General features: G+C 37.3%; 15 protein-coding genes. 9 read left to right on the top strand and 6 right to left on the bottom strand.

Translation table 11 applies throughout. The features are described 5' to 3' along the window. Positions 1-31 precede the first annotated feature (31 nt). Positions 32-1219 carry a DUF4932 domain-containing protein gene (locus tag ACTJJF_RS05685; RefSeq protein ID WP_440698986.1) on the top strand — a complete coding sequence of 396 codons (1188 nt, stop codon included), beginning with the start codon at positions 32-34 and terminating at the stop codon, positions 1217-1219. A 23-nt stretch (positions 1220-1242) separates the two neighbouring features. Beyond that, positions 1243-2217 (top strand): dipeptidase, encoded by a 975-nt coding sequence (locus ACTJJF_RS05680; RefSeq protein ID WP_440698985.1) that lies wholly within the window; start codon positions 1243-1245, stop codon positions 2215-2217. Positions 2218-2295: 78 nt separating this feature from the next. Here ACTJJF_RS05680 and ACTJJF_RS05675 read toward each other — a convergent pair whose 3' ends face one another. Further along, positions 2296-3840, bottom strand: coding sequence for a hypothetical protein (locus ACTJJF_RS05675; RefSeq protein WP_312303670.1), 1545 nt, complete (start codon positions 3838-3840; stop codon positions 2296-2298). A 148-nt stretch (positions 3841-3988) separates the two neighbouring features. Here ACTJJF_RS05675 and ACTJJF_RS05670 point away from each other — a divergent pair, with 148 nt between their 5' ends. Genes ACTJJF_RS05670 through leuB form a run of 4 tightly spaced genes read left to right on the top strand, consistent with a single transcriptional unit; the run spans position 3989 to position 8301 of the window. After that, on the top strand, positions 3989-5152 hold the full coding sequence (locus tag ACTJJF_RS05670) for a 2-isopropylmalate synthase (RefSeq protein ID WP_312303667.1): 1164 nt from the start codon (positions 3989-3991) through the stop codon (positions 5150-5152). Positions 5153-5181: 29 nt separating this feature from the next. Continuing rightward, a complete protein-coding gene (gene leuC / locus ACTJJF_RS05665; RefSeq protein ID WP_440698984.1) occupies positions 5182-6570 on the top strand; it encodes a 3-isopropylmalate dehydratase large subunit in 1389 nt (462 codons plus the stop codon). 17 nt (positions 6571-6587) lie between these two features. Continuing rightward, a complete protein-coding gene (leuD, locus tag ACTJJF_RS05660) occupies positions 6588-7196 on the top strand; it encodes a 3-isopropylmalate dehydratase small subunit (protein ID WP_440698983.1) in 609 nt (202 codons plus the stop codon). Beyond that, entirely contained in the window at positions 7177-8301 is a 1125-nt protein-coding gene (gene leuB, locus ACTJJF_RS05655; protein WP_312303660.1) for a 3-isopropylmalate dehydrogenase, read from the top strand. The genes leuD and leuB overlap by 20 nt, the downstream gene beginning before the upstream one ends. A 780-nt stretch (positions 8302-9081) precedes the next feature. Here leuB and ACTJJF_RS05650 read toward each other — a convergent pair. From ACTJJF_RS05650 to ACTJJF_RS05635, 4 genes are read right to left on the bottom strand one after another with little or no spacing between them, the layout of a single operon-like run. Beyond that, entirely contained in the window at positions 9082-9273 is a 192-nt protein-coding gene (locus ACTJJF_RS05650; protein ID WP_312303658.1) for a hypothetical protein, read from the bottom strand. Positions 9274-9328: 55 nt separating this feature from the next. Next, positions 9329-9934, bottom strand: a complete 606-nt coding sequence (locus ACTJJF_RS05645; protein WP_312303655.1) for a DUF4230 domain-containing protein — start codon at positions 9932-9934, stop codon at positions 9329-9331. A gap of 3 nt (positions 9935-9937) precedes the next feature. Continuing rightward, positions 9938-10501, bottom strand: coding sequence for a TlpA family protein disulfide reductase (locus tag ACTJJF_RS05640; protein ID WP_312303653.1), 564 nt, complete (start codon positions 10499-10501; stop codon positions 9938-9940). Positions 10502-10504: 3 nt separating this feature from the next. Continuing rightward, positions 10505-10972: a nucleoside triphosphate pyrophosphohydrolase family protein gene (locus tag ACTJJF_RS05635; RefSeq protein ID WP_034694493.1), complete on the bottom strand. Its 468-nt coding sequence runs from the start codon at positions 10970-10972 to the stop codon at positions 10505-10507. Positions 10973-11285: 313 nt separating this feature from the next. On the opposite strand from ACTJJF_RS05635, the gene ACTJJF_RS05630 reads away from it, so the two are divergent. Together ACTJJF_RS05630 and ACTJJF_RS05625 are read left to right on the top strand one after the other, a co-directional pair. Beyond that, positions 11286-11957 (top strand): hypothetical protein, encoded by a 672-nt coding sequence (locus tag ACTJJF_RS05630; RefSeq protein WP_312303650.1) that lies wholly within the window; start codon positions 11286-11288, stop codon positions 11955-11957. Between the two features lie 393 nt (positions 11958-12350). Beyond that, on the top strand, positions 12351-12986 hold the full coding sequence (locus ACTJJF_RS05625) for a hypothetical protein (protein WP_312303648.1): 636 nt from the start codon (positions 12351-12353) through the stop codon (positions 12984-12986). Positions 12987-13080: 94 nt separating this feature from the next. On the opposite strand, the gene ACTJJF_RS05620 is transcribed toward ACTJJF_RS05625, so the two are convergent. Further along, positions 13081-13902 carry an alpha/beta fold hydrolase gene (locus ACTJJF_RS05620; RefSeq protein ID WP_312303645.1) on the bottom strand — a complete coding sequence of 274 codons (822 nt, stop codon included), beginning with the start codon at positions 13900-13902 and terminating at the stop codon, positions 13081-13083. Positions 13903-14180: 278 nt separating this feature from the next. Here ACTJJF_RS05620 and ACTJJF_RS05615 point away from each other — a divergent pair, with 278 nt between their 5' ends. After that, positions 14181-14771, top strand: coding sequence for a Crp/Fnr family transcriptional regulator (locus tag ACTJJF_RS05615; protein ID WP_312303642.1), 591 nt, complete (start codon positions 14181-14183; stop codon positions 14769-14771). Positions 14772-14843 lie beyond the last annotated feature (72 nt).

The following is a 14843-nucleotide window of genomic DNA, read 5'->3' as shown; positions in this document are numbered from 1 at the left end:
CATATATTTAGAATGAGAATTAATATTAAAAATGAAAAAGCTCCTTGTCGTTTTTGTTTCACTGAGTTCCACACTTGGTTTTTCACAGAAAAATACGTCTAAATTTTCGGTAGGTTACAATAAAAATATTGAAACCTACTTCCTTGCAGAGATTCTTTCCGCAGAGCATAGAAGAAATAACAAGGATTTTGAACTTTACAAAATAAAAGAGTGTTCTGTTTATCAGCCTGTTGTGAAAAATGCCTTACAAAAATATGACCGTCTGAAAAATTCATCTATTGCCGTTTCAACAGCAAAGCTCAATGATATTCTGATGGAAAAATACGGTTCGGGAAATGATATTCTGATGAAACCACTGATGTATCACAAAGAATTTCCGTCCGTTGAATGGATCAGTGAGTATCAGTTTGAAAACAATAATCTCACCAAAGAACAAAACAGGGAAGCGACTGATCTGATTAAAAATTATCTTGTGGAGCTGTCAAAATTTTATACCCGGGAGAATATTGAACAGTTTTTTAAAGACAATAAAGACTTTTATAGTGGCGGGATTGAGGAGTATAACAAACAGATTCCGGCTGGTTTTACCAATGCAATGGAGCAATTTTACGGAGAAGGATTTCATGCCTATACCGTTTTGATTTCTCCCATGATGATGTGGCCTATAGAAGATAATGAAGGGCGGGGAATTGCTGCGGAGGTCATTTTAAAATCAGGTAAAAAAGACATTTACGAAATTGCAAGCCCGTTTGTGAGAGTAGAGAAGCCGGGACAGTTCGGATATGAAAATCAGTTTCAGGCAAGGTTTTTAAGCGTTCATGAATTTGGGCATTCATTTGTGAATAAAGAAGTTTATAAGCGGAAAGATCAGCTCGTAAAATTTAAAGACCTGTTTGAAAAATCAAAATTAAAAGAAACCATGATCAAAACCGGTGGTTATGGGGACTACCAGACCTGTGTGGCAGAGCATCTGGTAAGACTGGGAGAAATTCAGACGGCAAAAATTCAGAAAGATGCTGAAAGAGCAGAAAAACTGAAAGCATATCATCTGAAAAACAATTTTATTTTCCTTCCTCAATTAGAAGAAAAGCTTGTAGAATATAATTCCAACCGAAAAAAATATAAGACGTTCGGGGATTTTGTTCCTCAATTGCTGGAAGTGTTTGAGAGCAGTTCCGTTGAGTTCATAGACAATAAGCTTAATACAATCAAAAAATAACATCATACCAATTATAAATCATTATGAATACGATAAATGTTGATCTTCACTGTGATCTGTTATGTTACCTGCTGAGATCAGATGCTTCCATAGATGACAGGGAAATGGGGGCCTCGGTACCTTATTTAAAAGAAGGGAATGTGAAACTTCAGATCATGGCCATGTATGCCGGAACAGGTGCAGGAAGTACTGCCAATGGTCTTGAACAAAGTGAGATATTTTCAGATCTGATCAAAAATGAAAACTTTTTCTTATTTGACGGGGATAACTATAAAAACAAAGAAAATGAAAACCGGGTAGGGGTGATAGCTGCCATTGAAAACGGATCTGCTTTTTGTGATGAAACCCAAAGTCTGGATTCCGGGTTTAAAAACCTTGAAAAGATCATTGAAAATACCGGAAAGATCTTTTATATCGGGATTACACACCACCTCGAAAACCGTTTCGGAGGCGGAAATAATGCTACAGCAGGTCTGAAAGAAGATGGAAAAGTACTGATCGATTATATTGCTGACAGAAAAATTGCCATAGATCTGGCACATACAAGCGATCAGCTGGCTTATGATATATTCAACTATACAGCTCAGAGAAACTATTCAATTCCTATTCTTGCCAGCCATTCAAATTACAGAAAGGTTTATAAAAACAACAGAAATCTTCCGGATGAACTGGCCAAGGAACTGATCAAAAGAAAAGGACTCATCGGGCTCAATTTTATCAAAGATTATGTTGATCTCGAAAATCCGGAGAGGCTGTACGAACACATACAGTATGGGTTGGATCTTGGGGCAGAAGACTGCATGGCTTACGGTGCAGATTATTTCTATTGGAAGGATCATCCGGACAAATCCCGCCATCCGTTTTTCTTCCCTGAGCATTCCAATGCTTCAGTTTACCCGGCTCTCAACAAAGAAATTGAAGGCAGGTTTTCATCTGAACTGGCAGAGAAGATCAGCCATCAAAATGCTTTGAAATTTATAGAACGTATGTATAAGTAATATCAAAAGATCTGCGAAATCTGTTTGATCAGCGAGAGGTAAAAAAATAAAAAAGCTGGTCGGAAATTCAATCTCCGGCTAGCTTTTTCTTTTATATTTCACCTTTTGTTTGATGATCTCAATCACATCCACATGCTGAACCTTAGATTTTATCCACCCATGAATATCAATATAAAATAAGGATCTTCTGTAATACTCATTTTTAGAAAACTCCTCAAGCTTCTTATCAAAACTTTCAAATGCTTTCTGCCTCTGGTCTGGTACCTGATTATTCAGGGTTTTAAAGAACTGAATGCTTTCAAAGTGAAATTCTTCCGGTTTCTTCATCTTTTTGGCAAATTTTAAAGTAGACGCAATAAATTCGTCATAATCTTCGTCATTTCCGGATTCATATTTAGCCATCAGGATCAGAATTCTTGTGTGAAACAACAGATCCTCCTGTACGTTTCCTTTTGACTCAATTACCCGCATCGAGTATTCTATAGATTTTTCAAACATTTTGCTGCCAAAGAACATGGCCGCCATTTTCAGATAAAGAATCATGAAGTGGTGCTCATCAATGCGTTCCCGAAGCTTTTCCATCTTGAGTTCAATTTCAGGAATAAGCTTCGTTCCTGTAAAAAACTCACCTTTCACAAAATGGATATTCATTAATGTATTATAGTGGGTAAGAAAGATCAAGGACTGAAGGTTTTCATTCTGGGCAAAATTCTCTGCATGAACCATTGTGTTGAAATTTTCAAAATGCTCCTCCAGAATATCAATATTTCCGTATAGAAAAAGAATTTTAAGCAGGTAAGTATTCCCTTTGATATACCATACCGGATGGCTGTAGATCATTTCAGGCTTTTTATGGAAAAGATCTACCCACTGATAGGCATATTTCAGGGTGTATTTATAATCCTGCAGAAGCTGGTTTTTCCATACATGAGCTTTGAAATACCATAGTTTTTCAGTGAAATTCAGTTTTTCAAGCTTTATATTTTTGATTTCTTCGTTAAAGAGATCCATAACCTCTTCACGGTCAGCATCATTTTTTACATAGCCATGGGTAAGCATTTCGCTGTAGAGTTTCAACGATAGATTGGAGAGTTTTGTGGTGTAGCGGTTCTGCCTGCTTATTTCCCTGGATTCCCGGATCAGCTCATCTGCACGGCCTACGATACTGCGGGTAATAAATTGGGATTCAATGACTTTTTCAAGGTCTATAACTTCGGAAGCAATGCTTTTTTCATCCAGTTCCAAAGCCGTTTGTTTGGTTTTATCTAAAATCTTTAAGGCCTGTTTATAAAGTCCTTTCTGGTATAAAATATTCGCAAAATCCAACTGTTCACGAAGCTGGATTCTATAGTTCTGATGACTCGGGTTCATACGGAGGCTTACCAGGATCTGCTTGTAAAGATGGGCCTTAAGATTGGATAGCTGCTGTTTTGTTGAGATCTTCTTCTCTATGATGATACTTTCATCATATTCCTTCATTTTATCAATCTCGGAAAACAGCAGAAGAAATTTGGCATCTACGTTTATTCCGAGACGGTTTACATACAGCTTAAACTGTCGTTTTTCTGAAGTAGTCAATGACTTTACCAGTACAAACAAAAAATCTTTCTGCAATTCTGCCATTGTAAATTTTTAAATATTAAAATATTGATTAATAAATAGATATGAGTATTTCTTCAACGATTGAATATTGTAATTTTCAGGAAAACTGAAAATGAAAAAATATTGCAAGCTGTAGTTTTGAGCCAAAATTAAGTAAAAAACTTCATTTATGAATTCCGAAAAAATTGAAATTTTTGATACCACACTAAGGGATGGGGAACAGGTTCCGGGATGTAAACTGAACACGGGGCAAAAACTGATTATTGCCGAAAAGCTGGATGAACTGGGGGTTGATATCATTGAAGCAGGATTTCCGATTTCCAGTCCGGGAGATTTTGAATCTGTTTCTGAAATTTCAAAACTGGTAAGAAATGCGACGGTTTGCGGCCTGACAAGAGCCAACAAAAAAGATATTGACACTGCCGCTGAAGCACTGAAATATGCCAAAAGACCAAGAATACATACCGGGATAGGGACTTCAGATTCTCATATCAGATATAAATTCAATTCCAACAGAGAAGATATCATAGAAAGAGCAGCAGAAGCGGTGAGATATGCAAAAAGCTATGTGGAAGATGTGGAATTTTATGCAGAAGACGCCGGAAGAACAGACAATGAATATCTGGCACAGGTATGTGAAGCCGTGATCAAAGCAGGAGCCACGGTGTTGAATATTCCTGATACAACAGGATATTGCCTGCCGGAAGAATACGGTCAGAAAATAAAATACCTGAAAGAAAACGTAAAAGGAATTGAAAAAGCAGTTTTATCCTGCCATTGTCACAACGATCTTGGGTTGGCAACAGCCAATTCCATAGCGGGAGCCATCAACGGCGCACGCCAGATTGAATGTACCATCAACGGATTGGGAGAAAGAGCCGGAAATACAGCATTGGAAGAAGTTGTGATGATCCTGAAGCAACATAAAAATTTAAACCTTCATACAGATGTCAACTCAAAAATGCTGAATGAAATGAGCACAATGGTCTCTGATCTGATGGGAATGTCTGTACAGCCCAACAAAGCGATAGTAGGAGCCAATGCTTTTGCACACAGCTCAGGAATCCACCAGGACGGTGTCATCAAAAACAGGGAAACTTATGAGATCATTGATCCGGCAGAAGTAGGAGTGAATGCTTCTTCCATAGTTCTTACGGCAAGAAGCGGACGTTCGGCACTGGCATACAGATTTAAGCATATTGGTCATGATGTTACGAAGAATGAACTGGATTATCTGTATCAGGAATTCTTAAAAATTGCCGATCTTAAAAAGGAAATAGGAAATGACGATCTGAACCTTATCATGGAAGCTTTCAGCAGAAAAATAGGATAGGTTTGATTTAAATCAGGAAAAAGTAAAAAATGAACAACAATAAAAAGACTCTTTTTGATAAGGTTTGGGACGCTCATGTCGTAGAAACGGTACCTGACGGGCCACAGATTATTTATATTGACAAACATCTGATCCATGAAGTTACAAGTCCGCAGGCTTTCGCAGAGCTGGAATCCCGGAACCTGGAAATCTTCAGACCGGAACAGATTGTGGCAACAGCCGATCATAACGTTCCCACATTGAACCAGGAGCAACCGATCCGTGATGAATTATCAAGAAATCAGGTTCAGCAGCTTACAGAAAACTGCACAAAAAATAATATTGAACTCTTCGGGCTGGGACACCAGTATCAGGGGATCGTTCACATCATTGCTCCGGAACTGGGAATTACCCAGCCGGGAATGAGCATCGTATGCGGAGACAGCCATACATCAACTCATGGAGCTTTTGGATCTATTGCTTTCGGGATTGGAACAAGCCAGGTTGCTCAGGTATTTGCAAGCCAGTGTCTTCTGCTCAATAAGCCAAAATCAATGAGGATTACCGTGAATGGTAAGCTGAATGAAAATGTACAGCCTAAAGATGTGATTTTATATATCATTTCCAAGATCGGAACAGATGGCGGAACCGGTTATTTCTGTGAATATGCAGGAAATGTTTTCGAAGAAATGTCGATGGAAGGAAGAATGACCGTTTGCAATATGAGCATTGAAATGGGGGCCAGAGGAGGAATGATTGCTCCTGATGAAATTACTTTCAGCTATGTAAAAGGAAGGAAATTTGCTCCCGAAGGTGAAGAGTGGGAAGAAAAAGTAGCCTATTGGAGTACTTTAAAAACAGATGAAGGTGCCGCTTTCGATCAGGAACTCAGCTTTGATGCCTCCGATATTTATCCTATGATTACTTACGGAACCAATCCGGGAATGGGAATTTCTTTGTATGAAACGATTCCTGTACCTCAGAATGAATCAGAAGAAAAAGCACTGAAGTATATGGGACTGGAAGCCGGGCAGGCACTTTCGAGCATTAAAGTTAATTATGTTTTCATAGGAAGCTGTACCAATGCAAGAATAGAAGACTTCCGTTCGGCAGCCCAGTATATTAAAGGTAAAAGTAAATCTGAAGCGGTGAAGGCACTGATTGTTCCAGGTTCACAGCAGGTTGTAAAACAGATTTATGAAGAAGGGCTTGATAAAATATTCAGTGATGCAGGATTCCAGATCCGTCAACCCGGCTGTTCGGCATGTCTTGCCATGAATGATGATAAAATCCCGGAAGGAGAGTACTGTGTTTCCACTTCCAACAGGAATTTTGAAGGCAGACAGGGGCAGGGAGCAAGAACGATCCTGGCAAGTCCGTTAACGGCTGCCAAAGCTGCTATAGAAGGTAGAATCTCAGCTTTTGAAAGCTTAAATTAAACAGATTAAAAGAGCAAATGCAAAAATTAGTTGTCATAAAATCTACTGCGGTTCCATTACCGGCAGAAAATATAGATACGGATCAGATTATTCCGGCAAGATTTTTAAAAAGTATAGACAGAAAGGGTTTTGGAGAAAATCTTTTCAGAGACTGGAGATTCAATATTCATACCGGAGAACCGAATCCGGACTTTGTCCTGAATAATCCGAAATTTAAAGGTGAAATTTTAGTGGCAGGAAACAACTTCGGATGTGGAAGCAGTCGTGAGCACGCCGCCTGGTCTTTAACAGATTATGGTTTTAAGGTAATTGTTTCAAGCTATTTTGCCGATATTTTCAAAGGCAATGCACTGAATAACGGACTTCTTCCCGTAAAAGTTTCTGAAGAATTTTTAAAAGAAATCTTAGAAGGCATTCATGAAAACCCGGATAATGAAATTGCTATTGATGTTGAATTACAGTCCATCAGCTTTAAAGATACCACCGAAACCTTCGAGATTGATTCCTATAAGAAAATATGCCTTTTAAACGGCTATGATGATATTGATTTTTTAATCAGCAGAAAACAGGCGATCATAGAATTTGAACTAAAAACACAAAAAACCAATGAGCAACAATTATTTTAAAATCGCAGTCCTTCCCGGAGACGGAATCGGGCCGGAGATCATCAGTGAAAGCATCAAAATACTGGATGTAATTGCTGAGGCTTTTCAATACAAATTCCATTTTGAATATGGTCTGATTGGCGCTGAAGCTATTTTTCAGACAGGAAATCCACTTCCTGAAGAAACACTGAAGATCTGCAAAGAATCAGATGCTGTCCTTTTCGGAGCTATTGGTGATCCTGCTTTTGATAATAACCCTGAGGCCAAAGTGAGACCGGAGCAGGGACTTTTAAAGCTTCGTAAAGAATTAGGATTATTTGCCAATATCCGTCCTTTAAAGACTTATGCATCCCTGATCGAAAAGAGCCCGCTCAAAAGAGAAATCATTGAAGGGGCTGATATCCAGATTTTCAGAGAACTGGTAAGCGGGATCTATTTTGGCGAAAAATTTACAGACCCGGAAGGTGAATACGCTTACGACATATGTAAATACAGCAGAGAAGACATTATTCCGATCGCTCACATGGCATTTCAGGAAGCACAGAAAAGAAATAAAAAACTGACCCTGATTGATAAAGCCAATGTATTGGATACTTCGAGATTGTGGCGAAAAATCTGTCAGGAAATTGCCCCGGAATATCCTGAAGTACAATTGGATTATATGTTTGTAGATAATGCAGCGATGCAACTGATCCTGAATCCGAAGCAGTTTGATGTGATCCTGACAGAAAATATGTTTGGCGATATCATTTCTGATGAAGCAAGTGTTATCGGTGGGTCAATAGGATTGCTTCCTTCGGCATCTGTTGGGGAGAAAAACTCACTGTTTGAACCTATCCATGGATCTTATCCGCAGGCAAAAGGAAAGGGAATCGCCAATCCTATAGCGTCCATTTTAAGTGTGGCAATGATGCTGGATCATCTTGGGCTACAGCCGGCTGCCAGCAAGCTGAGACAGTCTGTAGAACATGCTATTGAAAATAAATATGTTACCATTGATCTGAATACCAAGCAATATTATTCTACCAGTGAGGTCGGAAGCTTTATTGCAGATTATATCAGATATTCAGAGAAGTCTTATTATAATTTTGAAAATGTAAAGATCGGAAAATCAACGATTGTATAAATAGAAAACAAAGTTCACTTAGATAGATAGTTAGAAGAAAGGTTCCGCCTCGTATGAGACGGAACCTTTTGCTTTGTGTGATGGGTATTTTTTGTTTCTCGCAGATGGCATAGATTTTTAAAATTATTTTAAAACATTAAGAATGATGAAGCTATTTAAGGAAAGTTAAGATCAATCATAATACTTATAAATAAGGTATAAGTTAAATGCAAGAGTTCGCTTATGGATTTTTCATGCTGTATATTTTTTCGGTCGCAAAGGCGTTTCACTCAGCAAAGGGGGGAGTTTAATCTTTTTGTTAAATCCTATTTGTATTAATTACAAAGGATAAATAAAGAAAATCGGAGATTTTCAGGAACTTCTGTGTACTTCTTATACGCATAGCTTGTAGCTTAAAACTAAAGTGTTTAAGAGCTTTTGTGTCTTTTGTGGTTGAAAAATATTTTAAGTTACAATTAGTAAGGCTAGATTCTTTGCGGAATGACAAAGTATGTATTGAGTTACAAAGATCGTACAAAATAAAGAAAATCAGAGATTTTCAATAACTTCTGTGTACTTCTTATACGCATAGCTTGTAGCTAAAAAAACTAAAGTGTTTAAGAGCTTTTGTATCTTTTGTGGTTTAAAAAAGTCTAAGTTACAGCTTGTAAGGCTGGATTTCTAGCAGAATGACAAGGTGTATGTAAAAAGAAAAGCCTTATCTTGATCCGTTAAAATAAAAAATCCTGCCTCGTTATGAGACAGAATTTTTGTTTTAAAGAATATTACAAACCTTAGCGGTCAACTTTTGTTTTTTGTATTATCCGTTTTTCCTGATTTGTTTTTTGAAGCTTTTTGAATGTCTTCCTTATCAATTTCAGGTGGATTGGTCTTTTTCGATGAAGCAGGAATATCCTGGAAATCCTGATTCTGCTTTTTCGTTTCTGCAGTATTAGCAGATTCTTTCTTTGGGCTGTTTCCTTTTGAATCCATAACTTTAAATTTTTATATATCATTCAAAGTATTTGCCAAACGGAATGTGTATATGCTAAAGTCCTAAAATACCAATCTTTCCGGTCTTATCTTCTATTGTATAATTCAGAGCTTTTGCCAATACAAAAATATTATCCAGATTTTCCATCAGCTGCTTACGTCCTTCGCTTCTCAACTGATTCTGGTCAATTGATTTAAGGGCTGTTTCTTTAGCTTTTTCCGTTACATTTTTGATGTCTTTCTCTGAAATCCTGTTGACAAAGGAATCATCCAGAGACTGGATCTCAACGCTTGGGGTAATTCTTATGTCTGCATCAGGTAGTTCTGTGATCACCAGTTTTTTGTTGATGGAATCTACTTCGATCTTCATTTTATTAAGATCATAAGAAACCTGGGCATTGGTTTTTGTATAGGTAATAATACTGTTACTTGAAATTTCTTTCCCGAAAACTTCATAGCCCATTTTGGTTTTCTGCATACTGGAAGTATTCTGCTCCATCACCACCATCTTATTCATCTTTGAAATCTGGTTGGTCAGAATATAATAATCAGACTTTTCCGTTTTATTGCCAAGATTCAGACAAGACTTAAGGCCGAAGAATAGAAGTACCATTACTCCTGCACCTGCTACAAACGATAAAATTGTTTTATAATTTCTCAAAATCTATTTAAAAATTTCTTTGATGACAGAAGAATCATTTTTTTTCAAAATCTGAACCAGATCTCTTTCAATATATCCTGTGGTAGGCATTTCTACAATTCTGCCCACCTCTTTGCCATACCTTTTTACAATAATGGTAGGTACTTTCTGTACATTGTAAAGACCTTCGTCTCCGGAAGGAGATTCTTTTTTGCGGTTCACGGCAATAATGGTGAGTTTGCTGTCCGGGTAATTGGCTTCTTCCAGAATCTTCATCAGTCTCGGAATATCTCTGTGGCTGTCTTCACACCATGTTCCCATGAAAACAATCAGGTCGTAAGAACCCAGTTTTCCTTTTTTAAGTTCGCTTACAGCTTTCTGATCAATGCTATACTCGTCATGTTCCTTTACATACCAGTCTGAATAAGGTGCTTTTAGAAACTGATCTTTCAGCTGATGGCCCAAAAGCATTTTGCCATCCTTCTCGGTAGTAACCTCACGGTTGACTACCACTTTCTGGGCACTGAATTGCTGGGCAGCTAGAAATAAGCTTGAAAGGGCAACAAGATTTGTAATAAATTTCTTCATATTTTATTTCTCAATAATTGATTTTAAATCAGCAGGAGAGTAGTATTTATTCTTTAATACTTTATGATCTGCCTGTCTGTATACATTGAATTTTTCTCCAGACTTCTCATAAAAAGACTCTACCTCTTTTTCTTTATAGAATTCAACTGTTTCCTTTGCCTGCTCTTCATTGTCACATGCCTTCGACATATTGGAACGCTGAACCTCGTTGAATAACTCTACAAATTTATTGCCAAGTCCGAATTCAAGTACGGCACCACTCAAAACGTACTGTAAATCACACAATGCATCAGCAATTTCTACGATATTATTGTCTGCAATGGCTTGTTTCAGCTCGTTCAGCTCTTCCTGTAGAAGCTCTACTCTAAGATTGCATCTTTCAGGAGAAGGAATTTGTGGGGTATCTAAAATAGGGGCTTTGAAAGTAGTATGGAATTCTGCTACTTGGTTCAGACTATCAATTTTATCCATGAATTTTTTTATTTCCCACAAAGATAGAAAAGGATTTGTAAAATGGGAAATATACAGCAGGAAAAAATGCATTGATGAAAGGGGATAACATAAGTCCTGAAATACAATGATTAGGCAAATCCAGATGAGATAAAACCTGCATTATCTGATCAATCTGTAAGCATTTAAAAAAAGAACAGATGATTGGGTTTTAGTTACTTTAATTATTGCCGTGAAGAAAAATCTTTTTAAAGAATGAATTAAAAAACTGAATCAATTTTCTATCTTTAGAGAAGTGAAATAAAGCATTTGTAGAACAGATATAAAGAGAACAATGCCAATAAACCAATTACCTCCGGACGGAGGTATGTTATATAAAGAAACAGATATGGCCCAGTTTTTTCCTGAGCCCTTAAACGCAGTAACTGCCGTGTTTTTTTTAGTCTTAGCCATTTTCTGGACCATAAAAATAAAAGGTAATTTTAAGCAATATCCTTTTTTAGCCTACTGTCTGGTTTTATTATATATTGGTGCTATAGGAGGAACTGTTTATCATTCTTTCAGACAATGGCCGGTATTTATTATGATGGATTGGCTGCCCATTATGTTATTATGTCTGTCTGCCGGATTTTATTTTGTAGCGCAGAGCACCAGATGGTATTATGCTGTTGTAACGGTTCTCGGATATCTGGTACTCATGTTTGGTTTGAGAAACTGGATTTTGGCAGATAATATGTCTCTTTTTATCAACGTAAATTATGCAGTGATGGCCTCATTTGTCCTTTTCTCGGTATTGAAGTATTTGATTTATACCGAATGGAAAGCTGGTAAATGGGTAGGTTTTGCTCTATTGTCGTTTGTTTTAGCATTGACCTTCCGTATCGCTGATAAATGGGAATGGTTCAGTTTCGGAACCCACTTTTTATGGCATACGTTTGGGGCGATAGCAACATTTTGTATGTTTAATTATATCAGTCTTACACAGAATATAATCAGAAGAACATAAATTTTTAGGTCTTTCATAGCTCATACCTGGAATTAATTTTAACGCAAATGAAGAATTCCGTCGTATTTTAGATGGGCAAAAGTGATGCGACTTCGTCACTGATGAAGCGCTTCGACAAATCAACAGAGTTGATTCTATGCTTTGCTTCCTTAAAGATCAGCAATTCTAAAAATAAAAACTTTGTGTTAAAAAATTATATCATCAGTATATTATCTTTTTAATCATTAAAATCCTTAAAACTAAGGAATTTACATTCGCATTTTATTTGTAAGTTAGAGCCGCAAAATAGTGCAGTATAAAATTATACAGAACAATTCTGATGAAGAAGGATTCTTGCTGTATCATCATTCACTATTTTTAAAAATTATACACCCAAAAACTAAATTTATTAAAATGAAGAAGACACTGATTATTCTATCAATGGGCGCCTTGCTTGCTGCCTGTAACAAAAAGACTGAACAGAAAACAGAAGCAAAGGATACTGTCGCAGTAGATAATACCACAGCTGTAGAAAAATCTCCGGGAGGAACTGCTCAATTTGATATCAACTCCATACCGGTTTCCAACGCTGAAGTGGGTGAACTGCCTTTTTTCAGCTTTCCCAAAGGACTGGAATCTCAAAACAAACCGGTACAAAGAAGTTATGACATGCTGTTTTTTCCACTTAACGGCATAATGACGCCAATAGAAGGAAAAGTTTGGAAAACGTACATAATCAACGAAAAAAGCAATACAGAAGACTGGTCGTTACCCTATTTTCTGAAAAGCTATGATGATGCGATTACAAAAGTAGGTGGTGTAAAAATATTTGATGGTAAAGTTGCTCAGCAAGAGCTTGACAGAATAAAAGAAGAAGCCAAATACTTTGGCGAAGAAGGATCTATAGATTATTGGAATGAACCCGTAAAAGTGTATGTCATAAGAAGACCAAATGGCGATGATATTTATATTCAGCTTTACGGAAATACGGCGACCGGAGCCATACAAATTCTACAGAAAGCACCGGCTGAGCAAGGCGCAAAACCGTAGAGCAGAGCCGGTAAATAAAATCATTGCTTTGAAAGTACTCTAAACATAAAGAGATGAATCAGTTTGATTCATCTCTTTTTTATATTGCTTTTTATTAAGCTTCAATAAATTCTAAAAGATCTTTATTAATTGTTTTGTGTTCCGTAGTGGGCATTCCGTGAGGAAAACCGGGATACGTAATCAATTTTCCGTTTTTCAATAGTTTGGCAGATTTTATAGCAGAATTTTCGATCGGTACAATCTGATCATCTTCACCATGAAGCACCAAAACCGGAATATCTACCGCTTTCAGATCTTCAGTGAAATCAGTTTCAGAAAATGCTTTGATTCCCTCATAATGAGCTACAATACCACCCATCATTCCTTGTCTCCACCAGTTTCTTTGTACACCGTCTTTTACATTGGCTCCTTCTCTGTTGTATCCGTAGAAAGGGAAAGTCAGATCAAAATAAAACTGGTTTCTGTTATTCAAAGTCTGCTCTCTGATCCCATCAAAAACTTCCATTGGAACCCCGTCAGGATTGTTTTCACTTTTTACCATTACTGGTGGAACAGCACTGATTAAAACTGCTTTTTTTGCTCTGCCGTTGGCATATTTATGTACATATCGGATGACTTCACCACCTCCTGTAGAGTGTCCTATGTGTACCACATCTTTCAAATCAAGGAATTCTACAAGTTCTGCAGCGTCAGAAGCATATTGCTCTATGGTGTGATTGTAGATGTTCTGGCTTGAACGGCCGTGGCCTCTTCTGTCATGGGAAATTACCCGGTAACCTCTCTGTAAGAAAAAGATAACCTGTGCATCCCAATCGTCTGATGATAGCGGCCATCCGTGGTGAAACATCAATACAGGTCCTGCTCCCTGGTCTTTATAAAAAATCTCTGTTCCGTCTTTTAATGTAAATGTGCTCATAGTTTTAAATTTTTAATGTTAATGAATATTTTATTTTATAATTTTTTGTTGTCTTAATTCTTTAGCAAATGTAGGATAGTTCGCTTTCACTGAAATTAATCTAGTTTAATTTCGTACCTGTTGACAACATTTTTTTTGTTTTGGCTGCTTAATTTGCTTTCGGATCTCAATCTTTTCTTCAGATCATCATTAAATCTTAACATTTTTGGATCATGAAATAGCTTCTGAACTATGAATTTTACAGGCTTTTTTCTAATTTGCGGCTGTAAAATAAATGTATGTTTCAAAATATTATCAAAAACATCTCACGGTTTGTGATCCTGACCCCGGAAGAAGAAAATATATATGAAGGTTTGCTGACGCTTCAGAAGTTCCCGAAGAAAACACATCTTCTACGTGCAGGAGAGGTTTGTCAATTTGAAGGGTTTATAAAAGAAGGCTGTGTACGAACGTATTATCTGGATGAAAACGGTTTTGAAGTAACCCTTCTGTTTGCGGTTGAAGATTGGTGGATTACCGATATTGACTCTTTTAATAATAGAACGCCCTCGAAGATTTTTATAGAAGCCCTGGAAGACACCGAAATTTACATGTTGAATCCGGAAACTAAAGAGGAACTGATGCAGAAGGTTCCGAAGTTTGAAAGAGCATTCCGGCTGATGATGCAGCGGTATGTGGTGACGCTTCAAAACCGACTGGTTAACACCATTTCTCAACCTGCTACAGACCGTTATCTGGAATTTATCAGGGTGTATCCTACCATTCCGCAGCGTGTGGCGCAATATTATATTGCATCGTACCTTGGCGTTTCAAAGGAGTTTGTAAGCACCATCAGGAAACGATTAGCGAATAAAGAGAAACAAAAATAATAAGCAGGAAATTTTCCTTTCTTGAAATGATAGCGAAAATTCGAAGAATTATTAGGGTGGTTATGCAGAATA

The organism is Chryseobacterium sp. 22458 (assembly GCF_052044975.1).
Taxonomy (GTDB): domain Bacteria; phylum Bacteroidota; class Bacteroidia; order Flavobacteriales; family Weeksellaceae; genus Chryseobacterium.
Note: the sequence above shows the minus strand (reverse complement) of the source record. Positions and strands in the feature narration are given on the sequence as shown.